At 46.3% G+C, this 26,175-nt stretch carries 30 protein-coding genes; 22 read left to right on the forward strand and 8 right to left on the reverse strand.

Going from position 1 to position 26,175, the window contains the following annotated elements; genetic code table 11:
- Positions 1-321: 321 nt before the first annotated feature.
- Together AC58QM_RS32350 and AC58QM_RS32355 are read right to left on the reverse strand one after the other, a co-directional pair.
- A complete protein-coding gene (locus AC58QM_RS32350) occupies positions 322-1,320 on the reverse strand; it encodes a YpdA family putative bacillithiol disulfide reductase (RefSeq protein WP_497288866.1) in 999 nt (332 codons plus the stop codon).
- A gap of 161 nt (positions 1,321-1,481) precedes the next feature.
- Positions 1,482-1,658, reverse strand: a complete 177-nt coding sequence (locus tag AC58QM_RS32355; protein ID WP_497288867.1) for a hypothetical protein — start codon at positions 1,656-1,658, stop codon at positions 1,482-1,484.
- A gap of 170 nt (positions 1,659-1,828) precedes the next feature.
- On the opposite strand from AC58QM_RS32355, the gene AC58QM_RS32360 reads away from it, so the two are divergent.
- From AC58QM_RS32360 to AC58QM_RS32370, 3 genes are read left to right on the forward strand one after another with little or no spacing between them, the layout of a single operon-like run.
- Positions 1,829-2,140, forward strand: coding sequence for a Dabb family protein (locus AC58QM_RS32360; RefSeq protein WP_497288868.1), 312 nt, complete (start codon positions 1,829-1,831; stop codon positions 2,138-2,140).
- Between the two features lie 12 nt (positions 2,141-2,152).
- A complete protein-coding gene (locus AC58QM_RS32365; protein WP_497288869.1) occupies positions 2,153-2,407 on the forward strand; it encodes a DUF2164 domain-containing protein in 255 nt (84 codons plus the stop codon).
- Positions 2,408-2,453: 46 nt separating this feature from the next.
- Positions 2,454-3,089 (forward strand): NUDIX hydrolase, encoded by a 636-nt coding sequence (locus AC58QM_RS32370; RefSeq protein ID WP_497288870.1) that lies wholly within the window; start codon positions 2,454-2,456, stop codon positions 3,087-3,089.
- Between the two features lie 243 nt (positions 3,090-3,332).
- On the opposite strand, the gene AC58QM_RS32375 is transcribed toward AC58QM_RS32370, so the two are convergent.
- Positions 3,333-3,587 carry a YpbS family protein gene (locus tag AC58QM_RS32375; RefSeq protein ID WP_497288871.1) on the reverse strand — a complete coding sequence of 85 codons (255 nt, stop codon included), beginning with the start codon at positions 3,585-3,587 and terminating at the stop codon, positions 3,333-3,335.
- A 162-nt stretch (positions 3,588-3,749) separates the two neighbouring features.
- On the opposite strand from AC58QM_RS32375, the gene hrpB reads away from it, so the two are divergent.
- Genes hrpB through AC58QM_RS32390 form a run of 3 tightly spaced genes read left to right on the forward strand, consistent with a single transcriptional unit; the run spans position 3,750 to position 7,245 of the window.
- The gene (gene hrpB, locus AC58QM_RS32380; RefSeq protein WP_497288872.1) at positions 3,750-6,236 is read left to right on the forward strand and encodes an ATP-dependent helicase HrpB; all 2,487 of its coding nucleotides are present in this window, start codon (positions 3,750-3,752) and stop codon (positions 6,234-6,236) included.
- A 33-nt stretch (positions 6,237-6,269) separates the two neighbouring features.
- On the forward strand, positions 6,270-6,989 hold the full coding sequence (locus tag AC58QM_RS32385; protein WP_497288873.1) for a vWA domain-containing protein: 720 nt from the start codon (positions 6,270-6,272) through the stop codon (positions 6,987-6,989).
- A complete protein-coding gene (locus tag AC58QM_RS32390) occupies positions 6,982-7,245 on the forward strand; it encodes a hypothetical protein (protein WP_497288874.1) in 264 nt (87 codons plus the stop codon). Before AC58QM_RS32385 ends, AC58QM_RS32390 begins: the two co-directional genes overlap by 8 nt.
- A gap of 82 nt (positions 7,246-7,327) precedes the next feature.
- On the opposite strand, the gene AC58QM_RS32395 is transcribed toward AC58QM_RS32390, so the two are convergent.
- Positions 7,328-8,230 (reverse strand): LysR family transcriptional regulator, encoded by a 903-nt coding sequence (locus tag AC58QM_RS32395; protein ID WP_497288875.1) that lies wholly within the window; start codon positions 8,228-8,230, stop codon positions 7,328-7,330.
- Between the two features lie 163 nt (positions 8,231-8,393).
- On the opposite strand from AC58QM_RS32395, the gene AC58QM_RS32400 reads away from it, so the two are divergent.
- From AC58QM_RS32400 to AC58QM_RS32410, 3 genes are read left to right on the forward strand one after another with little or no spacing between them, the layout of a single operon-like run.
- Positions 8,394-9,143: an SDR family NAD(P)-dependent oxidoreductase gene (locus AC58QM_RS32400; protein ID WP_497288876.1), complete on the forward strand. Its 750-nt coding sequence runs from the start codon at positions 8,394-8,396 to the stop codon at positions 9,141-9,143.
- Between the two features lie 45 nt (positions 9,144-9,188).
- Positions 9,189-9,941, forward strand: a complete 753-nt coding sequence (locus tag AC58QM_RS32405; RefSeq protein ID WP_497288877.1) for an SDR family NAD(P)-dependent oxidoreductase — start codon at positions 9,189-9,191, stop codon at positions 9,939-9,941.
- Positions 9,916-10,425, forward strand: a complete 510-nt coding sequence (locus AC58QM_RS32410; RefSeq protein ID WP_497288878.1) for a CBS domain-containing protein — start codon at positions 9,916-9,918, stop codon at positions 10,423-10,425. Before AC58QM_RS32405 ends, AC58QM_RS32410 begins: the two co-directional genes overlap by 26 nt.
- A 313-nt stretch (positions 10,426-10,738) precedes the next feature.
- On the opposite strand, the gene fabF is transcribed toward AC58QM_RS32410, so the two are convergent.
- The gene (gene fabF / locus AC58QM_RS32415; protein ID WP_497288879.1) at positions 10,739-11,974 is read right to left on the reverse strand and encodes a beta-ketoacyl-ACP synthase II; all 1,236 of its coding nucleotides are present in this window, start codon (positions 11,972-11,974) and stop codon (positions 10,739-10,741) included.
- A gap of 111 nt (positions 11,975-12,085) precedes the next feature.
- On the opposite strand from fabF, the gene AC58QM_RS32420 reads away from it, so the two are divergent.
- From AC58QM_RS32420 to AC58QM_RS32455, 8 genes are all read left to right on the forward strand, one after another.
- A complete protein-coding gene (locus tag AC58QM_RS32420; protein ID WP_497288880.1) occupies positions 12,086-12,928 on the forward strand; it encodes a helix-turn-helix transcriptional regulator in 843 nt (280 codons plus the stop codon).
- Between the two features lie 96 nt (positions 12,929-13,024).
- Positions 13,025-14,128 carry a GntR family transcriptional regulator gene (locus AC58QM_RS32425; protein WP_497288881.1) on the forward strand — a complete coding sequence of 368 codons (1,104 nt, stop codon included), beginning with the start codon at positions 13,025-13,027 and terminating at the stop codon, positions 14,126-14,128.
- 82 nt (positions 14,129-14,210) lie between these two features.
- Positions 14,211-15,890 (forward strand): ribulokinase, encoded by a 1,680-nt coding sequence (locus AC58QM_RS32430; RefSeq protein WP_497288882.1) that lies wholly within the window; start codon positions 14,211-14,213, stop codon positions 15,888-15,890.
- Positions 15,891-15,954: 64 nt separating this feature from the next.
- Positions 15,955-17,442, forward strand: a complete 1,488-nt coding sequence (gene araA / locus AC58QM_RS32435; protein WP_497288883.1) for an L-arabinose isomerase — start codon at positions 15,955-15,957, stop codon at positions 17,440-17,442.
- Between the two features lie 310 nt (positions 17,443-17,752).
- Positions 17,753-18,754, forward strand: coding sequence for an aldose 1-epimerase (locus tag AC58QM_RS32440; protein ID WP_497288884.1), 1,002 nt, complete (start codon positions 17,753-17,755; stop codon positions 18,752-18,754).
- A gap of 100 nt (positions 18,755-18,854) precedes the next feature.
- Positions 18,855-19,028 carry a hypothetical protein gene (locus tag AC58QM_RS32445; RefSeq protein WP_497288885.1) on the forward strand — a complete coding sequence of 58 codons (174 nt, stop codon included), beginning with the start codon at positions 18,855-18,857 and terminating at the stop codon, positions 19,026-19,028.
- Between the two features lie 89 nt (positions 19,029-19,117).
- The gene (locus tag AC58QM_RS32450; RefSeq protein ID WP_497288886.1) at positions 19,118-19,465 is read left to right on the forward strand and encodes an ASCH domain-containing protein; all 348 of its coding nucleotides are present in this window, start codon (positions 19,118-19,120) and stop codon (positions 19,463-19,465) included.
- 61 nt (positions 19,466-19,526) lie between these two features.
- On the forward strand, positions 19,527-19,973 hold the full coding sequence (locus AC58QM_RS32455) for a DUF2269 family protein (protein ID WP_310224095.1): 447 nt from the start codon (positions 19,527-19,529) through the stop codon (positions 19,971-19,973).
- 15 nt (positions 19,974-19,988) lie between these two features.
- Here the strand turns inward: AC58QM_RS32455 and AC58QM_RS32460 are convergent, their stop codons facing one another.
- The 3 genes from AC58QM_RS32460 to AC58QM_RS32470 form a co-directional block, all read right to left on the reverse strand.
- Positions 19,989-20,684: a class I SAM-dependent methyltransferase gene (locus AC58QM_RS32460; protein ID WP_497288887.1), complete on the reverse strand. Its 696-nt coding sequence runs from the start codon at positions 20,682-20,684 to the stop codon at positions 19,989-19,991.
- Positions 20,685-20,833: 149 nt separating this feature from the next.
- Positions 20,834-21,265: a threonine/serine exporter family protein gene (locus tag AC58QM_RS32465; protein WP_497288888.1), complete on the reverse strand. Its 432-nt coding sequence runs from the start codon at positions 21,263-21,265 to the stop codon at positions 20,834-20,836.
- A gap of 1 nt (position 21,266) precedes the next feature.
- The gene (locus tag AC58QM_RS32470; protein WP_497288889.1) at positions 21,267-22,043 is read right to left on the reverse strand and encodes a threonine/serine exporter family protein; all 777 of its coding nucleotides are present in this window, start codon (positions 22,041-22,043) and stop codon (positions 21,267-21,269) included.
- Positions 22,044-22,215: 172 nt separating this feature from the next.
- Here AC58QM_RS32470 and AC58QM_RS32475 point away from each other — a divergent pair, with 172 nt between their 5' ends.
- The 5 genes from AC58QM_RS32475 to AC58QM_RS32495 all read left to right on the forward strand — a co-directional run bounded on the left by AC58QM_RS32475 (position 22,216) and on the right by AC58QM_RS32495 (position 26,145).
- Positions 22,216-22,674, forward strand: coding sequence for a GNAT family N-acetyltransferase (locus AC58QM_RS32475; protein WP_497288890.1), 459 nt, complete (start codon positions 22,216-22,218; stop codon positions 22,672-22,674).
- Positions 22,671-23,531, forward strand: a complete 861-nt coding sequence (locus AC58QM_RS32480) for an HAD-IIB family hydrolase (protein WP_497288891.1) — start codon at positions 22,671-22,673, stop codon at positions 23,529-23,531. Before AC58QM_RS32475 ends, AC58QM_RS32480 begins: the two co-directional genes overlap by 4 nt.
- Before the next feature lie 36 nt (positions 23,532-23,567).
- The gene (locus tag AC58QM_RS32485) at positions 23,568-24,116 is read left to right on the forward strand and encodes a DUF1697 domain-containing protein (protein ID WP_497288892.1); all 549 of its coding nucleotides are present in this window, start codon (positions 23,568-23,570) and stop codon (positions 24,114-24,116) included.
- Positions 24,117-24,486: 370 nt separating this feature from the next.
- Complete coding sequence (locus tag AC58QM_RS32490) at positions 24,487-25,065, forward strand: polysaccharide deacetylase family protein (RefSeq protein WP_497288961.1); 579 nt, start codon at positions 24,487-24,489, stop codon at positions 25,063-25,065.
- A 147-nt stretch (positions 25,066-25,212) separates the two neighbouring features.
- Positions 25,213-26,145: a manganese-dependent inorganic pyrophosphatase gene (locus tag AC58QM_RS32495; RefSeq protein WP_497288893.1), complete on the forward strand. Its 933-nt coding sequence runs from the start codon at positions 25,213-25,215 to the stop codon at positions 26,143-26,145.
- The last annotated feature ends 30 nt before the right edge of the window (positions 26,146-26,175 follow it).

Below are 26,175 nucleotides of genomic sequence, written 5' to 3' on the forward strand. Positions count from 1 at the left end.
TTAAAGACTCTTCAGCATTTCATAATTCAATGTAAACGCTCGAAATAATGAGCATTTTTAAGAATGAGTAATTACTGTAGGCTAAGACTCCGGATTAAGGGGGCCGAGCCGAAAGTGCAGGAATTTGGCGAGAAGTGAACCATTTCAGATACAAATGATACAAATACCTGCATAATCGCAGTTATTCAAAATAGCAGCTCCTATTTGCGAAAAAAAGATGCATATTCGCATCTTTCCCACCATCGAAGGAACTCCCAGCGCTTATCATCCACTCACGAATAAGAAGTTACTCACTTGAATAAACAAAGAAACCACCAATCACTAAGATTGATGGTTCTGGTCCGTAATGGAATCGGAAACGATATGTTTGGTAATGGAAAGTCCGTGTAATCGGCCGGTTTCAATGAAGATCTCGTTCGCGTCATATTTGGAAGAAGCGACTACACCAGCAACATATAAGCCGGGAATGTTCGTTTCCATGGTGTCAGGATTGACCAAAGGTGCATTCGTTTCTTCGTGAAACTGAACACCGATATCCGTGAGCAGCTGACGATCCGGCCGAAAGCCGGTGAGGGCAAGAACGAAGTCATTCTCCATGGTGACGTGTTCGTTTCCTTTTCGCACGAGCACAGCATGTTCATCAATACGTTCAACCTGAGAATCAAACCACATGTGGATGCGTCCTTTTTTCACCATACTCTCAAATAACGGACGGACCCATGGTTTAATATTGGCTGAGAAATCTTTCCCACGATACACAACCGTCACGTCTGCGCCAACTCGAAGTAAATCCATAGCTGCATCTACAGCTGAATTGTTGCCGCCAATAATCGCGACTTTAGCTCCCGCATAAGGATGAGCTTCCTTATAATAGTGAGTCGTTTTCGGGAGTTCCTCTCCGGGAATGCCTAGCATGTTTGGATGATCAAAATAGCCTGTAGCGACAACAACTTTATGCGTATCGTAGGCAGCTTTGTTGCCAAACTGATCAGAAGTATGAACCCTGAAGCCTGAGTCAGTTTGTTCAATTTGAACGGCTTCTTCATAAGAACGAATGCGCAGCTGCTCTCGGCGAGCGACTTCGCGATAGTAAACAAGCGCTTCTTGACGGTAGGGCTTCTCATGTGGGGTTGTAAAAGAGTAACCGCCAATCTCGAGCAGCTCGGGTGTGCTGAAAAATTGCAAATACGTAGGATATAAATAGATGGCATTTACGATGCAGCTTTTTTCTATAAGTAAAGGTGACAAACCTGCGCGTTGTAAGGCAACGGCTGCTGATAACCCGCAAGGACCAGCACCAATAACGATTACTTGTTCCAAAGTAACGACCTCCCCAAATCCATGTTCCTTCATCTATAGTAGCGCACACGATTGGAGATGCCAAGTTCGATTCACTAGGTAAATAAGTCGAAAAAACGAAAATAGAGCAGCCACCGGCTCCTAGAAGGAACGAGATGACTGCTCTTAACGAATGAAGCCGCCTATTTTTGGTTCAATTGATGTTCTTCATTTTCCTCACTAATATCGTCTTTGGCCAGATTGACTGTACTCGTGCTTGGAGCATTTTCCAACGTATCATTGACGAAAGCCATATCTTGATTCTCTGCATTCATATTCGTTGTTCCCGTATAGTTGCCTTCATGTTTCTTGTTTTCCATAGGAGCACTTCCTTCTTTTCTAATTTACAGTACTCCGCTAATGTGCGCATCTCGACAGGATTTTATTCCCTTCATACCCATAGGAAGGTAGTGACGGGCATCTGTATAGTTCCTAGCTCCAAAATCCGTTATAATAAGCAAAGATGAAAAATAAAGGAGAGTTGATACAGATGAATGCGACAAGTATTAAACATATGGTGGTTTTCAAGCTTCATGCTGGTAAAAATAACGAGAATGCAGAGCAATTCCTGAAAAGCAGTGCGGATGAGCTGACAACCATACCTGGTGTTGAACAATTTGAAGTACTTCGTCAAGTAAGCCCGAAAGCGGATTATGATTACGGGTTTTCAATGGTTTTTGCCAATCAAGCTGCTTACGACGCGTATAATATTCACCCTGTACATACCCAATATGTAGCTGAGCGCTGGTTAAAAGAAGTGAGCTCTTTCCAAGAGATCGATTTTCAACTATTTGAAAAATAGGAGTGCGAACCTATGAAAGTTCTAAAACTGCCCAAGGATGAAAAAGATGCGCTTATCAGCGATTTGCAGGAGCATTTGGATGTGGAATTAGGCGTAACAGTAGGTCAAATTGCCGCAGAGCAATTGATTGATTATATGCTTCAGCAGCTAGCGGCCCCGATTTATAACCAAGCTATCGAGGATGCACTTAAGGGTGTAAGAGATCGCATGGCCGTGCTAGAGGATGATCTTTACGCGATGAAAGTTACGAAATTAACGCGGAGATAAGCCTCCTTTTACATGCGTGACAACCAGATTGGAGTGGGGATTTGTAATGAAGAAGTCGGAAGAGCTTTTTGATGTGTTTGATGCGAACAAGAATTGGCTTGGCGTGGCGCCTCGCTCTGAGGTTCATGCCAAGGGGCTATGGCATCAGACTTTCCAATGCTGGATTGTCAGCTTGGAAGAAAATGAACCGAAGCTTCTGCTTCAGTTACGGCACCCAGACAAAGATCTATTCCCAGATTTATTGGATATTTCTTGTGCAGGGCATCTTGCTGCAGGTGAAACCATTGAAGAGGGGACTCGGGAGCTAGAGGAGGAGTTAGGACTCTCCGTCGCTTTTGAAGATTTAATCCCCTGTGGTATGTTTGCGGAGGAGGACCTGATTTCGGACAAGCTGATGGATCGTGAGTTTTGTCATGTATTCATCTATCGCTGCGATCAACCGCTGAGAAACTATGTCTTGCAGCCAGATGAAGTGAGCGGACTCTTCGTAGTGACTGTATCTGATTTTAAACAACTGGTTAGCGGTGATCGTGCACAAATTGCATCAAGTGGTTATAAAAGGGGAATGAACGGCGAGTACATAGATGTAGAGTTGCCCGTTTCACTAAAGGACGTTGTTCCTCATCCTGCGGCCTATTTTGAACTGCTTTTTCAGAAGCTGGACGAACAAGGGTGGAAATAAGGACGCGCGCATGAAAAAGAACCGAATCAGATGAACTGATCGGTTCTTGTCGTGCGAAGCTTTTTTAAACGAAATAAGAATTCGCAATGTAAACATATGCGATGTAACACACGATGGAGAGACCAATGCAGGTGATTCCCCATGCAATTTTTTGCTTAAACAAGAGCAAGAATCCAGCACTGAAGGCGGAACCCATGATAAGCATTGAAATAAAAGTTAGTACACCCATGGAAATGTATCTCCTTACCCTTTGTTTACGTAATCACGGACCATATCCTCAGTAACTAGGGAACGGAGTGGAGAAATACCTTTTTGGGCATGGGCGATAATTTGGGCCGTAATGGCGTTGATCGAATCAACGGTAAAAGGCAGCCCGCGTTTGCACAAATCGACAGCCGCATCAATGGCGTGCTCTCGCTGTGCATCTAGCTCAGCAAATCGCACGAGATGCAGATGCTGTGCATTCGAATGTTTGGAAATCGCTTCATGTACATTCATGTTAAACTTCTCCTTTAGTGACTAGATTGTCTTCTAGTATACACGATTGAAAAGCGAAGGAACAGGTTTCCAAACAGAAAACAGTTGAACAAATCGTGATCTTTCCATCATTGGATAATTATGCAATCGTATTAATTAGAAGATAGGCTCGGAGTGAACCCCATGAATGTGTTACCTATTACCGCAGTACTTCCGCAAATAATAACGACATTAACAGAACGCACTTGTGCGATTGTTGTGGCTCAACCTGGTGCGGGCAAAACGACACAAGTTCCTTTAGCGCTTTTGGAGGCCGAGTGGCTGCAGGGACAAAAAATTCTCATGCTGGAGCCTAGAAGACTGGCAGCCCGCGCCGCTGCAAGGTATATGTCAAAGCTGTTAGGCGAGGAAATAGGCCAGACAGTGGGGTATCGGGTGAAGAATGAGACACGCGTTGGCCCCAAAACGCGCATCGAGGTCATCACAGAAGGTGTTCTAACGCGTATGCTGCAGCAAGATCCTGCCCTTGATGGGGTGGGTATTGTTATCTTCGATGAGTTTCATGAGCGAAGCTTGCATGCCGACATCGGACTTGCCTTATCTCGGCAATCACAAATGCTGCTTCGTGAGGATTTGAGAATATTGCTGATGTCCGCAACGTTGGAAGCGAAAGAAATTTCATTATTATTAGATAATGCGCCTATTATCGAGAGTGAAGGGCGGACTTTTCCGGTTGAGACGCACTATCTTTCACAGAAAGTTACAGGGAGACTGGAGAATGCAGTTATAGCAAGTGTGGGGCAAGCACTGCGTGAGCATGCGGGAAGCGTGTTGGTTTTTCTTCCAGGAGCAGCAGAAATTCATCGGGTTGCGAACGGACTTGCCGCATTACGTTTAGGGCAAGAAGTAGAAATAGCCCCCTTGTATGCGAGTCTTTCTATAGAAGCACAAGACCAAGCATTATCCGCCGTTCGTTCGCCGGGCCATCGCAAAGTCGTACTTGCCACCTCAATCGCGGAGACCAGCTTAACGGTCGAAGGGATCACGGTTGTGATCGACAGCGGCCTCATGCGCGTGCCGCGCTTCTCCCCCCGCACCGGCATGACCCGTCTAACGACGGTGCCGGTATCGATAGCCTCTGCGGATCAGCGCAGAGGCCGGGCAGGGCGTCTCGGTCCAGGCGTGTGTTACCGCCTGTGGACCGAGACCGAGCATCGGCAGCTCCCGCCGAGCCCTACGCCCGAGATCCGCGAAGCAGATCTCGCTCCGCTGGCGCTGGAGCTTGCCGCCTGGGGCGCGCCAGACCCCGCTGCGCTGGTCTGGCTAGACCCACCGCCTGCTGCTGCGTATCAGCAGGCGCGAGAACTGCTCGTGCAGCTAGACGCGCTGCACGAGAACGGAAGCCTAACGCCGCACGGCAAGCGTGTCGCGGCGTTAGGCTTGCACCCCCGGCTTGCGCACATGGTGCTGCAAGCCATTCCGCTTGAGCTCGGCGCACTGGCGTGCGAGCTCGCGGTCATGCTCAGCGAGCGCGATTTCATGCGCGCAGCTGAGCGGGATGCGGATGTGCGCAGCCGCATCGAAGAGCTCTGGCGCGCGCTGCGAGGCGACGCGCGCGAGGGTGTGGACCTTGGCCTATGCCGCCGCATCGCGGCGGAGGCCAAGGTCTTGATGCAGTCGCTCGGCATCCGGCCGAGCGTAAGCACTGCAACGGCGAGCGGATTGCTGCTCGCCTTCGCTTACCCCGACCGCGTCGCGCAGCGACGGTCGGCGGGGCGCTTTACGCTCGCGAATGGCCGCGGGGCCGTGCTCCCGGAGCTGCAGCCGCTCTCAAATGAGCGGTATATCGTAGCAGCAGAGCTGGACGATAGCGGCATGGAGAGCCGGATTTATCTCGCTGCCCCTCTGGAGGAGGAGCAGCTGTTGACCGCATTTGAAGCTCATATCCGCAAAGATCAGGTTGTAGAGTGGGATAGTTCCGTTGGTTCAGTGCGAGCAAGAGAACGGTGGATGCTTGGAGCACTCACACTCAAAGATAAACCGCTTCAGGAGCCCAATCCAGATCTGGTCCTACAAGCCTTACTTGAAGGAATAAGATCGGAATCCTTAGAAGTACTGCCTTGGACACGTTCGGCACGCCAGCTTCAGGAACGCAGCATATTTTTACACCGTTTTACAGAAAATTGGCCCGATCTTCGCGATGAATCGTTACTAGCGACCCTTGAGGAGTGGGCGGGGTCACATCTATTTGGCATAAAAAGCAAAGGTGCTTTAAGCCGACTTAACTTGACAAGCCTATTAGAGGGAATGCTAACATGGGAGCAGCGCCGTTCGTTAGACGAGTGGGCCCCTACCCACATTCAAGTGCCGAGTGGTTCGCGAATCCCGGTTGACTATAGCAATATGGAGTCTCCAACGTTATCAGTACGTTTACAAGAAATGTTTGGATTAGCAGATACCCCGCGAATTGCCAAAGGGAGAGTGCCAGTAACCTTGCACTTGTTATCACCGGCACAAAGGCCGATGCAGGTGACGAAAGATTTGGCGAGCTTTTGGCGTGAAGCCTACTTCGAGGTGAAAAAAGATCTCAAAGGCCGTTACCCCAAGCACTATTGGCCTGATGATCCAATGGCAGCGATTCCGACGAATCGTGCCAAACCTAGAACATAAACTCATGATTCCGAGAAAGGAACGAAGCAAGAAATGAGTATTCACGCTGATATCGCAGACATCGTTATATACGTTTCAGCTGGATTTGCAACGGCATCTAATTTTCTAGACGACTTTGCAGCTAAACTTGCTTCGCGATATGAGCAAACTGGCAAGTGTGTGCGAGTTTATGTACACTTTCCTTATGGCGATTGGGATCGCCCGAAGCGGGGGCAACTGCAGGAAATCATTCGTGATATGTGGCATAATGCCCATCGGAAGTCATCGATTCATGGTGGGAAAAGCTTGCTTCAGTTCGTCTTATCGACAAAAGAACAGGGGAAAAAGCTACTATTCATCGGGCATAGCGCTGGCGCCGTAGCTTCGATCTTAGCTGCAAATGAGCTTGATCGCCTTGGTTATGATATCCTAGGGGTGATCCAAATTGGATCTCCAAGGTCTGCCATTCCAGCGGCATTCAAGCACAAAGTGTTGTACCTACATGCGACTAATCCGCAAAATCAATCTCGAGATCCGATAGCTCGGCTAGGGACTTGGGGAGGCTGGGGCCGTACACGACTTGGCATTCACGGCTGGAAACGTGCAAAACATGCACCGATTCACCAACATATCCTTCCAATCATAGGGAGTCATGCTGATTATTTTAGAGATCACAATCCCTACATATGGCAAAATGCAACCAATTTACAAACCACCATGAACGCGATCTGGACATGGTTACAAACAATAGAAAAGGATGTTGAACATGATTGAAATTTTAAAAGCGAGTATGGAACACAGCAAAGAAGATGGCTACCTTGGGCACGTTGAGTTTAAAGTAGAGGGCCACGAGCACCCTTATGAAATCACGCTTCAAAGCACGAAAGGCAAAAATGATTGGAGCTACGCGCTGCACTTTTTGCGTGAGTCTGGTAAAGAAGAGGACATCGAGGCAGTAGAAGAGCTCCTTGAGGAAGATGAGTGGTTTGATCTGCTAGTGAACGCAGCACGTGAAACCGTAGCGAAGTAGTCAAAACAAAACTAGAATCGATGCCGCGCATAGAGATGCGCGGTTTTTTGTCTTGTACGCTAGTTCCAACTAGAAGTAGAAATCACCGCTTTAATTGAAATGTTTGTAGAAATCGCTGAATAAAAAGGTTGGATACGTGAGAGTTTTTATCCTTTTGTGAACGCAGCCATCCTAATTGAATAGGTGTTTGCTGTACCCCTTCAATTTCGAGCATAACCAAATTTCCACTCACAGCATAAGGGCTGTCAAAAAAAGAAAAATCATAACCAAGCGTTGCTGCGAGGTTTTCTTTTAAAGCTGTAGCTATCGCATTTGGATTATTGCTCGTAAATAAGGTTGATAACGAGTCGTGATTTTTTTCGAAATCGTGTAGAAATTCATGAAGATATAATTCGTCGTACAAGGCAAAAGAACATTTCAGCATGTCCTCGGGCGTAATTTTCTTCTTGGCAGCGAGTGGAGAGCTCTTCCAAACGCCTACAACAATCTTTCCTTCCCATATGGGTTCAAAAAGCAAACCATCGGTTTTCTCTGTATTTCCTTTCATCCCGACTAACCCTAGATCCACTTTGTTTTGTCTAATTTCATTTATGGTGGTGTCGGATGTTTCTTCGATAATTCGTAAAGAAACATCCGGATAGTCATGTTTGAAGCTGGACACGGTTCTAACAAGCGAACTCATCACACCTGGAATTGACGCTACACGCAGTTCAGTTTGCATAAGTTGGGATAAACGCAGTATTCTTTCCTTCATCTCCTGCAGTTTGGTTACGACTTCCAGCGCCGTTTGAATGATGCTCACGCCTTCTTTCGTAGGCGTGACTCCCGTCCGAGAACGGATGAAAATCGGAAGACCTAGTTCTGATTCCAAACTTGCAATGGATTGACTCACGGCTGATTGTGTAACGTTCAGATTGTTGGCAGCCATTGTAAGTGAATTCGTTTTTGCAACTTCGATAATGTAATGCATCTGTTCTAGTTTCATGATTTCACCCCTTTTTTAACATTAGTATAACTAATATTAAACTAAAAAACATTAATTTTATTTATTCAATGGCGTAAGTTATACTAATTTTGAAGAGCATATTTGACTCTCAAGTTCTTATATTTTGGTTGTATTACATGTTTACAAAAAGGAGAACTGAATCATGAGACTACTAGGAAAAACAGCGATCGTGACAGGTGGGGCAAGTGGAATTGGTAAGGCAACCGTTAAAAAGTTTTTAGAACAAGGCGCAAAAGTCGTCTTTACCGATATTAATGCACAGCTTGGCAATCAGACGTTAGAGGAATTCAAAACGTTCTCGAGTGAAGTTATTTTCATCAAACACGATGTCCAGAAGGAAGCGGATTGGAGTGTGGTCGTTAACACAACGATTGAAAAATTCGGAACTGTTGATATTTTGTTCAATAATGCTGGCATTTATAGTACGAAACCGGTGACAGATTACGCGGTAGAAGAATGGCAAACTTTATTAGGTATTAACGTAATTGGAGTGTTTTTAGGCATGAAGCACGTAGTGCCAACGATGACTGCGCGAAAAAGTGGGTCTATCATCAATACTTCCTCGGTTGCTGGCATTAAAGGCGGTGCGGATACAACGTTATACGGGGCGAGCAAAGGCGCAGTTCGCATCATGTCAAAGGATTTGGCCAAAGAGGTTGCAACGCACCAAGTGCGCGTCAACTCCATTCATCCTGGTGTCATTCAAACGCAAATGGGTGATGCAGTTGCTTCTGGGAAGCAGGTTACAACCACACAATTGGCAGCAGGCATTCCACTTAATAGAGTAGGGACGCCAGAAGAAGTCGCTGACTTGGTTGTGTTTCTAGCTTCCGACGAATCCAGCTTTATCACAGGTACAGAGATGGTCATCGACGGTGGTATGACGGCTTAATGAGGTGGAATCCATATAGCGCATAAATTGAATGGAGGTAACACAATGAGATTCGAAAATAAAGTAGCCATTATTACTGGCGGTGGCAGCGGGATAGGTAAAGAAACATGTCTAAAGTTTGCTCGAGAAGGAGCTAAAGTGGTCGTTGCAGACTACAACGAAGTAACTGGCCAAGAAACGGTTGAAATGATCAAGGCATTCGGCGCAGAAGCTTCTTTTAAAAAAGCGGATGTCGGTGATTTTGAACAAGTAGAAGCGCTAGTCAATTTTACTGTGGCGACATACGGACGTTTGGATGTCATGTTCAACAATGCAGGTATCGGAGCAGCCGCGCCGCTCTTACAGCACTCACCTGAGATGTATCATAAAGTAACTCGCATCAATCAAGACGGCGTTTATTATGGGATCTTAGCTGCAGGCCGGAAAATGCAAGAACTTGGACATGGAGGTACTATTATTAACACAGCATCCGTTATGGGTTTTCTTGCTACGAAGAATGCTTTCGGGTATAACGTCGCTAAGGCAGCCGTTGTTATGATGTCCCAGGTTGCAGCGCTAGAGCTAGCTCCATACAACATTCGAGTTGTTGGCGTAGCTCCAGGATTTGTCCACACGAATATTGTTAAAGGTTTAAAAGATCAAGGTATGGAAGATCCGATCGCACAAAAACATATGCACGGCGAATTTTTGAATCCAGAGCAAATCGCGGATACGGTGCTATTCCTTGCATCTGATGCAGCAAGCGGCATTAACGGCAGTACGATTAAAGTAGATGACGGATATGCTTCTTTCAAATAGATTCGTAACCTATGAGAATATCCAAACAGTAGCATTTGAGATCATGACTCACCCTGTTCATAAGTTAAAAGCATGTGATAGCATTGGAAATGCTATTAATAAGTTACTCACATATCAACTTAGTGGTTTGCCAATCGTTAACGACTACAATGAAACTATTGGATTTGTAAGTGATGGGGATATTCTTAGAAGGATTGGCGAACATAAACTGAAAGTAATTGATACGGGTTTTTATATGACTCATTTTTATGAAAATAATGAACCCTTTAAACTTCGTTGTAATCATTTACGAGATGTGAACATAATGAAAATTGCCAAACGTAAAGTGATCAAAGTGCAGTCGGATACAGATATCGCGAAAGTCTCTGCGATCTTAGCTCATAAGCAGATAAGAAATGTGCCGGTTGAAAGCAACGGAGTTCTCGTTGGCATCATTAGTCGTGGAGATATCATTCGTCATATCTATGCAGTGAAACTTACTTGAGCAATTATCCAATGATAATCCATCGAAAATAGTCTAACAAACCGTGCATCGCACGGTTTGTTGTTGTATTATGGAGTGCTGAGCAACCTAATCTCCTTGTGGCGGAAACTATTACGTTTCTACGGATAGCCAACTGACATAGTTCAAATGACATTATTTGAAATTTGTCATTTTCTAATTTGTAGAAGTGAGGGAGTTCCGGAAAGTTTATAACATTTCTTCGCACAGCATGATGACAAATTTCAACTGACATTAATTGAAATTTGTCATTTTCTACTTTTTGGAAAAGTTATGCGCTGGGCTGTTCCCACGTTCACCCAAACTTCTTCAAAATCAACACCGCATTATGCCCGCCGAAGCCAAATGAGCTCGACAGTCCATACTGAAGCTCAGCACGCCGCGCCACATGGGGCACGTAATCCAAATCACACTGTGGATCTGGATTGTCCAAGTTGATGGTTGGGGGGATGAGGCCATCCTGTAAGGTTTTGATTAGGGCGACGGCCTCGACACCACCGGCGGCGCCTAGCATGTGGCCGATCATCGATTTGTTCGCGCTGATCGGTACATCGTAAGCACCGCGGCCAAGCAGACGCTTAATCGCCAGCGTCTCAGAGAGATCACCCGCGATGGTACTTGTCGCGTGTGCGTTGATGGTGTTGATCTCCGATGCGTCGATCCCCACATCAACCAGCGCTTCGCGCATGGCTCGGTAAGCCCCCGAGCCTTCAGGATCGGTCGCCACGATGTGGTAGGCGTCCGAGGTGGATCCATAGCCGACGATCTCGGCATGGATCCGAGCCCCACGTCGCTCCGCATGCTCGAGCGACTCCAACACAAGCACGCCGGCGCCTTCGGCGGCGACGAAACCGTCGCGCTGCGCATCGAACGGGCGACTCGCCTGCTCCGGCGCGTCAACGCGCGTCGACAACGCGGTTGCATTGCCGAAGCCGGCGAGCGCGAGGTCGGTGACCGTCGCTTCAGCGCCGCCGGCAATCACGGCATCTGCGCCTCCGCGCTGGATGAGCTTAAACGCTTCGCCAATCGCGTTATTGCCCGTAGCACAAGCAGTAACTGGCGCTAAGGAAGGTCCTTTCGCACCGTATAAGATGCTAACTTGTGCTGCCGCCATATTAGCTATCATCATCGGAACTACGGTTGGACTGACTCGGCTTGGCCCTCTGGACAGCAACGTGCGATAGTTGTCCAAGATGGTTTGAATACCCCCAATGCCAGAACCGATATAGACGCCAACGCGCTCCTCATTGGAAGCGTCAATCACAAGTCCTGCATCGTCAATTGCTTGTTTAGCTGCCGCAACGGCGAACTGGCAGTACCGATCCATACGGCGCACCTCGCGCCGACCTACCGCTGCCTCGGCATCGAAATCATGAACGACGCCAGCAAAGTTCGTTTTGTAATCGGATGTGTCGAAATGCTCTATTTTAGAAATGCCAGATTGCCCCTTCGTCAAATTCCCCCAGAACGTATCCACTTGATTTCCTATTGGTGTAATGACTCCCATACCTGTAATAACTACACGTTTCATCGCGTCGTCCTCCTTTTTACATAGAATGTCATACTGCGTATCCTATTACAAGTTACCGTTTATACTGGTATAATGGCTTCTATGATAATAGGCTGAGGAGGAAACTTGGCAATGAACACAAAAGAGAGGCTTCAGGAATTATCCAATTTCTTGATGGCACATCGGTCACGTATCCAGCCGCAAGAAGTTGGGTTGCTTGGTGGAAGCAGGCGGCGTACGCCGGGATTACGTCGAGAAGAAGTCGCAACGATCGCTGGCGTAAGTACAACTTGGTACACCTGGTTAGAACAAGGCCGTGATATTAAGATGTCCGTACAAGTCTTAGATCGCATTGCCTTAGCATTGCAGCTCAATGAGGATGAGCGTCAGTATTTGTTCATGCTAGCCCTAGAGCAACCTGCGCCAACAACTTTTATAGATAATATACCGACGATAAGTCCGGCTTTGAATCGGATTTTGACTGAGCTTCATGATTGTCCCACGATTGTATCCGATCGAAGATGCCATATTGTTGGCTGGAACCAAGCGGCAGCGGCTGTTTTTCTTGATTTTGCTCAACTCCCAGAGGGGGAGCGCAATATGATTTGGCTGCTTTTTACACGGAAAGAACTGAAAGCACTCGCGGTCAATTGGAGCGACTTTGCAAAAGGATTTTTGGCCATGTTTCGTTCCTATTACGGACAATACGTGGGGGACAATTGGTATAGCGAATTCATTGAGGAAATAAGTGAACGCAGCAAGGATTTTCGTGCATTGTGGAATGAGAGCGATGTCAGCACGGCACCTGAAGTTTTCATTGAATTTCGACATGCCAAGGTTGGGAAAATGCTTTTTGACCTAACAACCTTGCAGGTGCAAGGGCGTACGGATTTGAGATGCAGTGTATACACCCCGTCTATTGGATCCGATACAGATAGCAAAATCAAATTACTGATGAGTAAAATAGGTGAATAACAGCCATTTCTCTTGATAATGTCGTTCATACAAATATGTACATACAAGTTGAGCGAATGGTATAATACGTTCACAATCGAAGCCTTGAGGTGAAACATGAAAGAAAAGCAATTACCGAAATATCAACAATTAAAACAGGAAATTTTATCCTGGTTACATACGGGAAGGCTCAAACCCAATGATCAAATGCCATCGGAAAATGAAATTGCCGAACAATTTCAAATGAGTCGACAGACAGTAAGGCAGACATTTGGCGAGTTAGAGAAAGAAGGACGGCTCTACCGAATGCAAGGTAAAGGGACCTTTGTATCCGCCCCGCAATCTCAAAGATCGCGCGATGTTCAAACAATCGGCATTCTGACGACCTACATCTCAGATTATATTTTCCCACATATTGTGCGGGGGGCAGAGGCGACATTGCGTGCAAGAGGCTATAGATTGCTGCTCTCTTCAACGGATAACGACAAAGCGAAAGAGCGGGAAAGCTTAGACATGATGATGAGTCAGCCGCTGAGTGGACTTATTATTGAGCCCACGAAGAGCGCGGAGGGCAATCCGAATCTCAGCTATTATTTGTCTTTGGACTACCAGCATATTCCTTATCTCATGATAAATGAGCGATATCCGGAGATGAACTGTCCTTCTTTAATTGTGGATGATGAAGAGGGCGGGTTTAAGGCGGCACAGCATCTGATTGAGCTTGGACATCGACGGTTAGCTGGCTTTTTCAAAACGGATGACTTACAAGGCGTGAATCGCTTAAAAGGCTTTATTCGTGCGCATCATCACTATCAGATTCCATTATTGCCAGAGTATGTTATTCATTATACGACGGAAGAAAAGCGGACAAAGCCATATATGAGCGCAATTGCTATGCTGGAACGCATGGAGGTAGAAGATCGTGCAACGGCCTTCGTTTGCTATAATGATGAGCTTGCTATTCATCTTTTGGAAGCTGTGCGTACAATTGGCTTGCAGGTACCGCAGGACGTCTCACTAGTGGGATTTGATGATTCTAATCTTGCTACCGCTACAGAGGTGAAATTAACCTCTCTTTCACATCCGAAAACGGAGTTAGGCAGCGATGCAGCCGGTATTCTAATTGATATGATCGAGAATAAACGAGCTAGCGGCAGTGAAACGGGAAAAGTGTACAAGCCTGAATTAATCGTCAGAGACTCCACAATTCGCATAAAGTAACTGAAAATAAGGGCAGCCAACTTGTACGTACAAGTGAAATACTGAAACCAATAATCATGTTCACTTTTAAAGGAGGCCCCCGATGTCGAAGAAATATGCGATTGGTGTTGATTATGGTACAGAGTCAGGGCGCGCAGTTCTGGTTGATTTGAGTGATGGTACTGAGGTTGCCGATCACGTTACGCCGTATCCACACAATGTTATTGATGAGAAACTACCTGTTTCCGGTGTGAAGTTAGAGTATGACTGGGCTTTGCAGCATCCTCAAGATTATATTGATGTCCTTACGCAATCGGTTCCGGCAGTTGTACGTGCATCTGGTGTAGATCCGGCTGACATTATCGGATTAGGGATTGATTTCACAGCATGTACAATGCTTCCTATTGATAAAGAAGGTCAACCACTGTGCTTCCAACCGACGCTTTCTTCCAACCCGCATAGCTGGGTGAAGCTATGGAAGCATCATGCAGCGCAGGATGAAGCGACATTAATTAATGAAATTGCTGCGAGCAGAGGGGAAGCCTTTCTACCGCGTTACGGCGGCAAGATTTCATCTGAATGGATGATCGCCAAGGTTTGGCAGATTTTGAATGAAGCACCGGACATTTATGATCAAACCGATCGTTTTTTAGAAGCGGCTGACTGGGTTGTTTCACAAATGACTGGCCAATCAGAGATCGTCCGCAACAGCTGTACTGCTGGTTATAAATCTATTTGGCACAAACAAGATGGGTATCCGAGTCAAGATTTCTTCAAAGCGCTAGATCCTCGTCTTGTAGATGTCACAGAAACGAAGCTGCGCGGTGGTGTTGTTGCCTTAGGAACAAAAGCTGGGGAATTGACGGCTGCAATGGCCGAACGGATGGGGCTAGCAGCAGGAACAGCCATTGCTGTTGGCAACGTAGATGCGCATGCAGCAGTACCTGGCGTTGGCGTTGTTACGCCTGGCAAGCTCGTAATGGCGATGGGAACATCGATTTGCCACATGTTACTTGGTACGGAGGAGAAAGAAGTCGAAGGCATGTGCGGCGTTGTTGAAGATGGCATTATTCCAGGCTACTTAGGCTATGAAGCAGGGCAATCAGCGGTTGGTGATATTTTCGCATGGTATGTAGAGCAAGGTGTTCCTGCCTATGTAGAAAAAGCTGCTGCCGAAGAAGGCATTCATGTACATGAATGGTTGGAACGTCGTGCATCCGCTTACAAACCAGGCGAAACAGGCTTGCTCGCTCTGGATTGGTGGAATGGAAACCGTTCGGTGCTTGTAGATACAGAGTTAAATGGACTTATTCTAGGGTATTCATTGCTTACGAAGCCAGAAGAGATTTATCGGACATTATTGGAAGCAACAGCTTTCGGAACACGAAAAATCGTGGATGCCTTCCATAGCAACGGGGTTGAGGTTGAGGAGCTTTACGCTTGTGGTGGTTTGCCGCAGAAGAATCGTCTTTTGATGCAAATTTATGCGGATGTTACGAATCGTGAAATTAAGATTGCCGATTCCAAACAAACACCAGCCCTAGGAGCTGCGATGTTTGGAGCAGTGGCAGCGGGTGCAGACAAAGGCGGTTATGACAGTATCGTGGATGCCGCGAAGCAAATGGCTCGTGTTCGTAAAGAAACATTTAAGCCGATTGCTGACAATGTTGCTGTATACGAGAAGCTATACCAAGAGTATAGCAAGTTGCATGACTATTTTGGACGCGGTGACAATGATGTGATGAAACGACTTCGCTCGATTCGCGAGGAAGCACGTCAGTAATTCTCACTTTAGCTAGAAATCTAATTTGCAATTATGGATCCCATTATCCTAGGAGGCTTAACTCATGAACCCTTTTTCTGAAAAAGTATTCTGGTTTGTTACTGGAAGTCAACATTTGTATGGACCTGAAACGCTGCTTCAAGTAGATGAACATTCCAAACAGATCACAGCAGGTATTGATCGTGCGGAAATCATTCCAAGCAAGCTCATATTCAAACCAGTATTAACTACACCTGATGCGATTCGTAGACTGTGTCTAGATGCAAATGCCGATGATTCCTGTGCGGGTATTATCACGTGGATGCATACGTTCTCTCCAGCAAAAATGTGGATTGCAGGTCTTTCGGAATACCGCAAGCCATTGCTTCATTTACACACACAATTCAATCGCGATATCCCATGGGATTCGATAGATATGGATTTCATGAACTTAAACCAAGCAGCGCACGGTGACCGTGAGTATGGTTTCATCGGGGCACGTATGGGCATTTCTCGGAAGGTAGTCGTTGGTTACTGGGAAGATCCTGCAGTTCTTGCACGTATAGCAGGTTGGATGCGGACTTCCGTGGCCTTCATCGAAGGGCGCAGCTTGAAGGTTGCTCGTTTTGGTGACAATATGCGTCATGTTGCCGTAACGGAAGGCGATAAAGTGGAAGCGCAAATTAAATTCGGCTGGTCCATCAATGGGTACGGTGTGGGAGATCTGGTTCAGCGAGTGGGCGATATTTCAGAAGCTGAAGTCGATCAACTTATGGATGAATATAATGAGCTATACGATATTACGCCTGAAGGGCGAACTGCAGGACCTATTCGTGAAGCGATTCGGGAACAAGCGCGCATTGAGCTTGGTATGAAAGGTTTCTTGCAAGAAGGCGGCTTCGGTGCGTTTACGACAACATTTGAGGATTTGCACGGTCTTATGCAATTGCCAGGACTAGCGGTTCAACGGTTGATGGAACAAGGTTACGGATTTGGCGGTGAAGGTGATTGGAAAACAGCGGCATTGCTGCGTGTAATGAAAATCATCGCGAACAACAAGGGGACGTCCTTCATGGAGGACTATACGTATCACATGGAGCCAGGCAATGAGCTTGTGCTGGGCGCACATATGCTTGAAATTTGTCCGACGATTGCAGCGACTCGTCCTAAAATTGAAGTTCACCCGCTGGGTATCGGCGGCAAAGCGGATCCAGCTCGTCTCGTTTTTGACGGTGCTTCAGGTTCAGCATTGAATGCTTCGCTCATCGATATGGGCAACCGCTTCCGTTTGTTGATTAACGAAGTAGATGCGGTTCAACCTGTAAAAGAAATGCCGAAGCTGCCTGTAGCTCGCGTATTGTGGAAGCCACAACCTTCGTTGAACGATTCAGCAGAAGCTTGGATTTATGCTGGTGGCGCTCATCATACTGTATTCTCATACACAGTAAGTACAGAGCAGCTTGTGGATTGGGCAGAGCTAGCTGGCATTGAAGTTGTTATTATCAATAAAAACACGTCACCATTTCAGTTCCGGAATGAGCTTCGTTGGAACGACGCGGTGTGGAGACGTTAAGTTATTGAAGTTAGGGATCTGGGGCCTGCGGCCTCAGGTTTTTCTTTTGTTGGGGCGAGCAGGTTACGGGGGATGATGCACCAATCAGGCCACGACTGGGAGAATTGTGAGGTGGAGTAGGAGTAGGAGTTACTCGAAAAATTCGAGTATCTCGAAAGAAAATCGCACCCCACAGAAAAGTCACATTTATCGATATAAAAACAATTTACGTCCATTGACTTTTTTCACGCACATGGGCTAAAGTGAAATCAATGTGTCCGACCATATTTTGGACAGAAGACAAGCAATTACTAGGAGGAGAATGAAGAGGATGTCTACCAAAGCATATGAAGGAACGTACAACGGAGAACAAGCGATTTGGCTGCAAGCTGGACGTTATGAAGCGGTTGTTTTGCCAGATGTGGGTGCAAATCTGATTGCTTTTCGTGATATAGAGAAAGAATATCGCTTTTTGCGTGAGCCTGCGTTGGAAGAGATGGAAGCGTTTAAAGAACGTCCGATTGTTCATGGAATTCCGGTGTTATTCCCGCCGAATCGTTATGAGGATGGTAAATTCCCTTGGCAGGGTAAGGTTTTTCAATTCCCAGTCAATGAACCTAAAACTGGCAATCATCTGCACGGATTTGTGCACAATATTCCATGGGCGGTTGAGAATTTCAGCAGTGATGGCAATGAAAGTCGCGTAGCACTTGCCTTGCGAGTTCGTGAAGGACATTCTGTTCATGAATTCTTGCCTTTTGATTTTACAATTCGCCTCGTCTACACGTTGAATGAGCAAGGTTTGCATCAGCAAATTTCTGTACATAATGAGGGCAATGAAGCAATGCCGTGCTTACTAGCTTTCCATACGACGATTAATGCACCTTTTGCTGTCAATAGTCAGCCTTCCGATTATACGTTCCAAATGACGATCGGTGAGCGTTGGGCTTTGAACGAGCGTATGCTGCCAACAGGCGAATATCAAGCGCTGTCCGCGGATGAAGAGAAGATGAAAGTTGGCGGTCTGTCGCCATTCTTCGAAGGCATGGATAATCATTATACGAGTGTTCCGCAAAATAGCCGCAACTTCATGGCATTGACAGATGCACGTGAAGGCATCAAACTAGTCTATGATGTAGGGACTTCTTACAAGCAATGGATGATCTGGAACAATGGCAAAACCGAAGGCTTCTTCTGCCCAGAGCCGCAAATGAATTTGGTTAATGCGCCGAATGTGGATCTGCCTGCGAATCAAATCGGACTTGTTTCCTTAGAGCCAGGCGAAGTTTGGGAAGAAACAGCTCGACTATATACAATCAATATCACGAAATAAGCAAGTAGCGATAGGAACCGCCCCCTTTGATGCATGGAGAGAATCCGATGGGATGATCGACTTGCGAGGAGGGGGTATTTTCATGCTAGGAGGTGTAAGAATGGGGAAGTGGGATCACTTGGATCGCGAGCAAATCGAAGTGAAGGTTGATGCGCTAATACTTGAAAATGAAAGACTGAAAGCGGAAATCGCGCGCCTGCGCGGAGTCAAGCCTGCTGCATCAGGTTCAATGGAGAGCATGTCGACGAAGCTTAGGGAAGCTTTGTACGAATAATTTGGGTAGTCGGATTCGAATAAACTCCTCAGTTCGACAAAGCGAAGGGGATTCGCTATAATAAAAACTGGCAAAAGGAGGGAACTAACATGAGTGAAACGAACGTAAATGCAACTTTACCGCCAAAGACCTGCTCGGTCGATCGACTTGTAACGAAAGAAGAAGAAGTAAGCAAGGTGCTTGCTGGTCAAAAAACAGCTTGTCGTCGTAATGGGCGTTATGCGGATATTGGTGAAACGATGGATTTGCAAGGTACAGCTTTTACAGTAACCAATGTGTATCAACAAGCACTAGGTGATTTGACACCTGAGCATGCCAAAATGGAAGGTCACGAGACCGTTGATGAGTATCGCGACAGTATTCTTGCTATTCACCCTGGTATGCCATGGCTGCCACAGATGAAAGTATGGGTACACGAATTTCAAAAAGCTGAATAACACAAAAAACCGTGTGGATCCTTAGGATTCGCACGGTTTATTCACATTACAGATAGAACGGATGATCAACTTGTCTTGGTATATTGTCATGCTTTATATCCATATTTTTAGCGTTGTATTAAGCATCGGCCCTTATTTCGTCCTATTTCCTTTACTTGCGCTAATCCGTAGAGCTCCGTTTGAACAGCTTCCTGATTACTTAGAGCCGTTCCGGATTACAGTGCGACTAACAAAGCATGCAGGACATGTGCTGGTCGCCACAGGCATTATTTTGACATGGATAACGGCATGGAGCTGGAAAACCTCCTGGATTGTCGCTACAGTCCTGATCATGGTAGCTTCGCTTTACTTCATTGCACGTGCATTTTCTCCACTATTACGACAGCTGAAAGCTCCACATGAAGATCGTAATCTTCTCGTCAACAAGCTTCGCAAAGCTTTGATTTGGTATGTGATTATAACACTCGCGATGATGTGGTTCATGGTGTCCAAACCAATGATCTGGTAAAAGAGTGCGAGAGAGCTACGGCTTTCGCGCATACATCACGACAAAATTATAGGACTTGTAGACACAGTCCACATCTTCAAATCCGCAGTCCCGAAGCCAGCCAAGCTGCGTGTCTAATGGTGCCATTTTATCCAGCTTGGTCCGCTCGTAGGCTGCTTGGAGTGCTTCTTGGGATAGATCCGTTGCTTCAATTTTGGCAACCCAATCGGAACGGTAAAGACGATCAAGATTGGAAGTTTTGCCTAAGACTTGGTCTGCATTAACGAACACACCACCTGGCTTCAATAATTGGAAAATACGCGAAAATAGACCTTGTTTAGCCTCATCCTCTAGATGATGAATCGACAGAGAGGAGATGATGGCATCAAAAGGTTCTGCATCCTCAAAAGTCGAATAATCCCCGACAAGGTAAGTGACTTCAGCTGTTTCCGCCTCTGCAAATCTTTCTTTGGCAATGTCAAGCATTCCCGTGGAGAGGTCAATCAATGTTAATTTCGTTTGAGGATACATGCGTTGAATATAGGATGAGAAAAGTCCAGTGCCTGCGCCTAAATCAAGAACACGTGGAGTTTCATGGTTAACTTGGACCAGCGAAGCGGCCGTATTGTAAAAATCATCAAAACAAGGGATCAACTTTCTTCGTTGACTATCGTACTTTTGGGCAATTTCATCGAATTTCGTTAAAATGTGATGGTTTGCATTGTCGTTCATAGGGTATCCACTCCATTTCCTATTCTTGGTTTATTGGTTCTATACCCCTAGTGTAAAGGGCAGTTGGGAAAAAATCCAAGATATAAAAGGCATGAAGTTATAGGTATATCCTATCAAGTTTAATGTCATTATTGAAGTATAGAGCGAAATTATGCTTTAGCACGTCTGAAAAGCACATTGATGACTTCCGAAAAGACCAGTCCTATCGCAATGGCACCAGAGAGTAGAAATGCTTTCGCAGCTAGCTGCACGGCCACATCGTAATGGTTTAGCACGACATTGCGCATGGCGTCATACGCTAATCCACCTGGGACAAGTGGTATAATACCAGACACACTGAAAACGATAACAGGTGTTTTATATATTTTCGCAAAAAATTGACTAATAATCGTGACAACAAAGGACGCAATGAGTGTGGCCAAAATGGGATCCAGATGTGCTTTTTGAAAAGAGAAATAGAGCATCCATCCAATCATGCCTACAAAACCGCACTGCACTAAGGTTCTCCGGGGTACGTTGAAAATGATGCCGAAAGCGGATGTCGAGATGAAGCTTGTTACAAGCTGCTCCAACATGTCCATATTAGTACCCCTTCCCTGGATAAAATGTTAATACAAAAGCGATGCCTGCGCCAATGGCGAAGGCGGTTAAGAAGGCTTCGGCACCTTTGGATACGCCAGAAACGAAATGGCCTGCCATCAGATCGCGCACAGCATTTGTGATAAGAAGCCCCGGTACGAGCGGCATGACGGAGCCAATGATAATCTTATCCAGATGATGTCCGAGCCCTGTTTTGACCGTTAAATAAGCAATAAGTCCAATAATTAAGGACGCGAGAAATTCAGCGAAGAATTTGATCGGAACTAAACGATGAAAATAAGTTAAGGCAATCGTACCAGCTCCACCCGCTAAGAAAGCAGGGATGAAGTCGTACCACTCCCCTTGAAACATGATGAGAAAACAACCGCTGGCAATGGCTGCGGCTAACGCTTGGAACCAAGTAGGATACCTGCGTTTATCTAAATTAAGTGCTTCAAGCTCTTGATACGCCGCTGTTGGTGACAGCTCTCCTTGGCTGATACGGCGAGAAATTGCGTTGACCACGGTTACTTTTCTTAAATCTGTGGATCGCGAAGAGATGCGAATTAATCGGGTCGTTTGCTCAGGACCGTCGATTGAGAAAATGATTCCTGTAGGTGTGACAAAGCTATGGGAATTCGGAATACCAAAGGCTTCGGCAACATGGGTCATCGTATCTTCCACGCGATAGGTTTCGCCGCCGTTTTCCAGCATGATTTTACCAGCGAGTAAACATACTTGTGCGATTTCATAATTTGTCGCTGCAGGCTGCTGCGCCATATGATCTGTATCCCTTCTCGTTTGAATTAATTGACTTTAGTATAAATCAAATTGGCATATTTTGAAAATGAGTATGGTGCAAGAGAGGGGCACATGACACGTTGTTTGTGCTATAATGCTTGGATAAAAATGACTTCTGACACAGACAAAGCATTAGGAGGAGAGACTCGCAATGAGTTTGGAAATCAAATTCGTTTCCCATTCGGACCCTGTTTTACATGAGTTGATAGCAAAGTTAGATCAAGATCTGCTGGCAAGATATCCGATTGAGGATATTTATTTTGTGGATTTTAATGATCCTTCGGTGGAGCGAATTACGTTCGCGGTTGCCCAAATCGATGGGATCCCCGTCGGTTGTGGAGCTCTGCGCCCGATTGATCAGAGTAGTACGGAGTTGAAACGTTTTTTCGTTGATGCTAGTTACAGAAAACAAGGTATTGCGACGAAATTACTTACTTTTTTAGAAAACGAAGCGTTGCGTCTTGGGCATCATACAATTCGGCTAGAAGCTGGCGAAGCGCAGCCAGAGGCAGTTGCGTTTTATGCCAAATGTGGGTATTATCCCATCGCATGTTTTGGTGAATACATAGGAAGCAAGAGCAGCTTATGCTTTGAGAAGAAAATCGGATGAAAAGAGCCTATTTCTTAACGGACTTGGACGGTACCTTGTTGAGATCTCACGCTAAGCCTTCTGATTTTACAATAAGCGTTCTTACGCAGGCACTTGCGCAGGGAATGGTTGTAAGTTACGCAACTGCACGAAGCTATCAAAGCTCACAAGCTGTTGCTTCGGATATTCCGTGGCGGTACCCGCTCGTTTTGTACAACGGCGCGATGTTGTTTGATCCTATTCAGAAACGGGTATTGGATGGACGATGGTTGGACAGTGAGCGATGCAATGCGATTATTAAAATGGGCAAAACACTGGGCATAACGCCGTTGCTGTTCGCCCTCGATGAGAAGGATAATGAGCGTGTCATGCACGAGAGGTTGGAGCGCACGGGAGATCTGCAATTTTTAGCTAGTCGGCCAAATGATCCGAGATTCCAAGAGGTGGATGAGCTCCAAAATACGGAAGTCCTCCGTACGTTAATGCTGACATATATCGGTTTATACTACGAGCTGCTTCCACTGAAGACTGCAATTGAGGAATTATTTGGCTCTGAGGTACACATCCATTTGATGAAGGATAACTACATAGAGGGGCATTATTTCCTTGAATTTAGTCATCCTGAAGCAAATAAGCAGATGGGCTTGCGCTTATGGGCAGCACTAGTCGGCTGTGCGTCTGAGGAAGTGACAGCATTCGGAGATAATCTGAACGACACCGGGATGTTCCTAGAAGCAGGCTATAAAGTTTCTGTGGCGAATGCACATCCTGACCTTTTGCAAATGGCAGATGAGATTGTGGGCAGTAATGATGAGGATGGCGTGGCTGCTTATATTGCTGCTCGTTCGGGCGGGTTGCGTGTGAATGAAGTAGGGTAAGTGTAGGAAATGGTGAGTTGAAAAGGAGGGGTTTGAATGCCTCGGTACATCGCTATGCTGCGTGGAATTAATGTGAGTGGTCAGAAAATTATTAAAATGGACAGGCTTAGACAGCTCTTCGAATCGCTGGAGTTCACGCAGGTGAGTACGTATATCCAGAGTGGGAATGTGATTTTTGACAGTGATGAGCTGAACCCTGTGGTTCTTCGTGATCGCATTGTCCATGAGCTGAAGGAGCAATTAACCTTCGATATCCCAGTCATCATTCGCACTCCTGCGGAGCTGAAAGCGGTGGTTAGCGATACGCCATACGTAACGGTAAATGTGGAAGAAAATGAGCAAAGATATGTCACATTTCTCTCAACAGCTCCGACGGAGGCAGCTCTAAGCAAGCTGCAAGCAGCTCAGAGTGAAGTGGACGAGTACCATGTCAAGGGATTAACTGTGTATCTGCTTATCCGTAAAAACTACGGAGATTCCAAATTCAGCAACAATTTCATCGAGAAGAAGCTAGGAGTGGCTGCCACCACTCGGAATTGGGAGACGGTGAATAAGTTGATTCAGTTAGCAGGGGAAGAGACGTAAGTCGATAGGGTCAATTGACTTACGTAGCGCCAATTAGTTCGAAAATGCCGAATTTATCTTACAGTCCGGTTCTTATAGTAGTCTGGGATTATTTGCATATTCGTTGAGGAGATAGGGGAGGCTTAGGAGATCAATCATTGGACGGATATGTTCAATACGGGGGAGGCGATCTAGAATGAACCTTATGAGGTTCCATTGGAAGAATAAGAAAGTGCACACGGCCGCGCTGCTCGTGTGCCTCCTACTGGCGTGCTTCGCATCGCCAGTACAAGCCGCGCCCGGGATCGCCATCCCCGTGCTGAATTACCACAGCATCGGGGTGGCCCCGGGGAACACGTACGTGCTCCACCCCGATACGTTCGCGCGCCAAATGGACTATTTGGCCGCGCATCACTACACCCCATTGACGCTGGATGAATTCGCCAGCGTCCTCTCACACAAACAGCCGTCGCCGGCTCACCCTGTGCTACTCACGTTCGATGACGGCTATGCCAATAACGCGGAGGTGGCGTTGCCCATCCTCCGGAAGCATGGCTTTCCGGCGACGCTGTACGTGTCGACGGGTCTAATCCATACGCCAGGTTATCTTACCTGGCCCCAAATACATGAGCTGAGCGCAGCCCACTGGGATATTGCGTCACATACCGTGACGCATCCGCATCTGCCCAAGCTCAGCAAGAAGGCGCAGCGCGAAGAGATACTCGCAGCGCGAGCGCGCATTGAACAAGAGCTGGGAAAACCAGCGGATACGTTCGCTTATCCATATGGCGAGTACAATCGCGCGACAATAAGGATTCTACGCAAGGCCGGCTTTCGCTTTGCTTTTACGACGCAGGCTGGCTGGGCATCTTCGGATCAACCTCCGCTGGAGTTGCATCGCATCGTCGTTGACAGTCAAAAGCCATTCGAGAACTGGGTGCAGCAATTGTCAGAATCGACGCCAGAATAGGCCATTTGCAATGTAGTCTCCGGATAGGCACGAGTAGGTTTATGAAGATACCGAGTTTAGTAGTGGATTTAGCTAGAAGTTTGAGTATAATCGTATATAGAGATGATAACCACACTCGCTAAAATATGTCGTTTAAGGAGTCGTACAATGTCAAAAACACTTATTTTCGGACATAAAAATCCGGACACTGATTCAATCACATCCGCAATTGCTTACGCTGCACTGAAAACTAAATTAGGTCAAGAAGTCGAAGCTGTTCGTCTAGGTTCCATTAATGGCGAAACGCAATTCGCGTTAGATACTTTTAAAGTAGCTGCTCCACGTGAAGTTCAAACGGTTGCGAATGAAGCGGCAAATGTGATCTTGGTTGACCATGTTGAGCGCCAACAAAGCGCAAGCGACATTGATCAAGTACGTGTTGTGGAAGTTATTGATCACCACCGCATTGCTAACTTCGAGACGAGCCACCCGCTTTACTACCGTGCGGAGCCAGTGGGTTGCACCGCAACCATTTTAAATAAATTGTACAAAGAAAACGGCGTTGCCATTGATAAAGATATTGCAGGTTTGATGCTTTCTGCTATCATTTCTGATTCCTTGTTATTCAAATCCCCAACGTGCACAGAGCAAGACGTTACTGCTGCTCGTGAGCTAGCTGCTATTGCTGGAGTAGACGCAGAAGAGTATGGTCTGAACATGCTCAAAGCTGGTGCAGATCTTAGTGACAAAACGGTTGCTCAATTAATTTCTTTGGATGCGAAAGAATTCCAAATGGGCAGCTACAAAACAGAAATCGCACAAGTGAATGCGGTTGATGTGAACGATGTTCTTTCCCAGCAAGCTGAGATCGAAACAGCGCTTCAAGCGATTATCGCTGAGAAAAACCTAGACTTGTTCTTGTTCGTTGTAACGGACATTTTGAACAATGATTCCGTAGGTCTTGCTCTTGGACGTAAAGCGGACGCAGTTGAGAAAGCTTACAACGTATCGCTTGTGGACAACAAAGCTGTTCTTAAAGGCGTAGTTTCCCGTAAATCACAAATCGTGCCTGTCCTTACAGACATTTTCAACAACCTGTAGGCTACATAGCACTAGCTTAAACGAGCACCG

Source organism: Paenibacillus sp. J22P165, from assembly GCF_059692015.1.

What these genes read in the sequence shown, in the direction of transcription:
- AC58QM_RS32475 (WP_497288890.1), top strand. Translation starts at nt 22,216, where the DNA reads ATGAGTTTGGAAATCAAATTCGTTTCCCATTCGGACCCTGTTTTACAT.
- AC58QM_RS32455 (WP_310224095.1), top strand. Translation starts at nt 19,527, where the DNA reads ATGATCAACTTGTCTTGGTATATTGTCATGCTTTATATCCATATTTTT.
- fabF (WP_497288879.1), bottom strand. Translation starts at nt 11,974, where the DNA reads ATGAAACGTGTAGTTATTACAGGTATGGGAGTCATTACACCAATAGGA.
- AC58QM_RS32375 (WP_497288871.1), bottom strand. Translation starts at nt 3,587, where the DNA reads ATGAATGTACATGAAGCGATTTCCAAACATTCGAATGCACAGCATCTG.
- AC58QM_RS32395 (WP_497288875.1), bottom strand. Translation starts at nt 8,230, where the DNA reads ATGAAACTAGAACAGATGCATTACATTATCGAAGTTGCAAAAACGAAT.
- AC58QM_RS32440 (WP_497288884.1), top strand. Translation starts at nt 17,753, where the DNA reads ATGTCTACCAAAGCATATGAAGGAACGTACAACGGAGAACAAGCGATT.
- AC58QM_RS32485 (WP_497288892.1), top strand. Translation starts at nt 23,568, where the DNA reads ATGCCTCGGTACATCGCTATGCTGCGTGGAATTAATGTGAGTGGTCAG.
- AC58QM_RS32445 (WP_497288885.1), top strand. Translation starts at nt 18,855, where the DNA reads ATGGGGAAGTGGGATCACTTGGATCGCGAGCAAATCGAAGTGAAGGTT.
- AC58QM_RS32405 (WP_497288877.1), top strand. Translation starts at nt 9,189, where the DNA reads ATGAGATTCGAAAATAAAGTAGCCATTATTACTGGCGGTGGCAGCGGG.
- AC58QM_RS32425 (WP_497288881.1), top strand. Translation starts at nt 13,025, where the DNA reads ATGAAAGAAAAGCAATTACCGAAATATCAACAATTAAAACAGGAAATT.
- AC58QM_RS32495 (WP_497288893.1), top strand. Translation starts at nt 25,213, where the DNA reads ATGTCAAAAACACTTATTTTCGGACATAAAAATCCGGACACTGATTCA.
- araA (WP_497288883.1), top strand. Translation starts at nt 15,955, where the DNA reads ATGAACCCTTTTTCTGAAAAAGTATTCTGGTTTGTTACTGGAAGTCAA.
- AC58QM_RS32410 (WP_497288878.1), top strand. Translation starts at nt 9,916, where the DNA reads ATGACGGATATGCTTCTTTCAAATAGATTCGTAACCTATGAGAATATC.
- AC58QM_RS32370 (WP_497288870.1), top strand. Translation starts at nt 2,454, where the DNA reads ATGAAGAAGTCGGAAGAGCTTTTTGATGTGTTTGATGCGAACAAGAAT.
- AC58QM_RS32365 (WP_497288869.1), top strand. Translation starts at nt 2,153, where the DNA reads ATGAAAGTTCTAAAACTGCCCAAGGATGAAAAAGATGCGCTTATCAGC.
- AC58QM_RS32400 (WP_497288876.1), top strand. Translation starts at nt 8,394, where the DNA reads ATGAGACTACTAGGAAAAACAGCGATCGTGACAGGTGGGGCAAGTGGA.
- AC58QM_RS32430 (WP_497288882.1), top strand. Translation starts at nt 14,211, where the DNA reads ATGTCGAAGAAATATGCGATTGGTGTTGATTATGGTACAGAGTCAGGG.
- AC58QM_RS32460 (WP_497288887.1), bottom strand. Translation starts at nt 20,684, where the DNA reads ATGAACGACAATGCAAACCATCACATTTTAACGAAATTCGATGAAATT.
- AC58QM_RS32355 (WP_497288867.1), bottom strand. Translation starts at nt 1,658, where the DNA reads ATGGAAAACAAGAAACATGAAGGCAACTATACGGGAACAACGAATATG.
- AC58QM_RS32450 (WP_497288886.1), top strand. Translation starts at nt 19,118, where the DNA reads ATGAGTGAAACGAACGTAAATGCAACTTTACCGCCAAAGACCTGCTCG.
- AC58QM_RS32490 (WP_497288961.1), top strand. Translation starts at nt 24,487, where the DNA reads ATGGACTATTTGGCCGCGCATCACTACACCCCATTGACGCTGGATGAA.
- AC58QM_RS32420 (WP_497288880.1), top strand. Translation starts at nt 12,086, where the DNA reads ATGAACACAAAAGAGAGGCTTCAGGAATTATCCAATTTCTTGATGGCA.
- AC58QM_RS32385 (WP_497288873.1), top strand. Translation starts at nt 6,270, where the DNA reads ATGAGTATTCACGCTGATATCGCAGACATCGTTATATACGTTTCAGCT.
- AC58QM_RS32360 (WP_497288868.1), top strand. Translation starts at nt 1,829, where the DNA reads ATGAATGCGACAAGTATTAAACATATGGTGGTTTTCAAGCTTCATGCT.
- AC58QM_RS32470 (WP_497288889.1), bottom strand. Translation starts at nt 22,043, where the DNA reads ATGGCGCAGCAGCCTGCAGCGACAAATTATGAAATCGCACAAGTATGT.
- AC58QM_RS32465 (WP_497288888.1), bottom strand. Translation starts at nt 21,265, where the DNA reads ATGGACATGTTGGAGCAGCTTGTAACAAGCTTCATCTCGACATCCGCT.
- AC58QM_RS32390 (WP_497288874.1), top strand. Translation starts at nt 6,982, where the DNA reads ATGATTGAAATTTTAAAAGCGAGTATGGAACACAGCAAAGAAGATGGC.
- AC58QM_RS32480 (WP_497288891.1), top strand. Translation starts at nt 22,671, where the DNA reads ATGAAAAGAGCCTATTTCTTAACGGACTTGGACGGTACCTTGTTGAGA.
- hrpB (WP_497288872.1), top strand. Translation starts at nt 3,750, where the DNA reads ATGAATGTGTTACCTATTACCGCAGTACTTCCGCAAATAATAACGACA.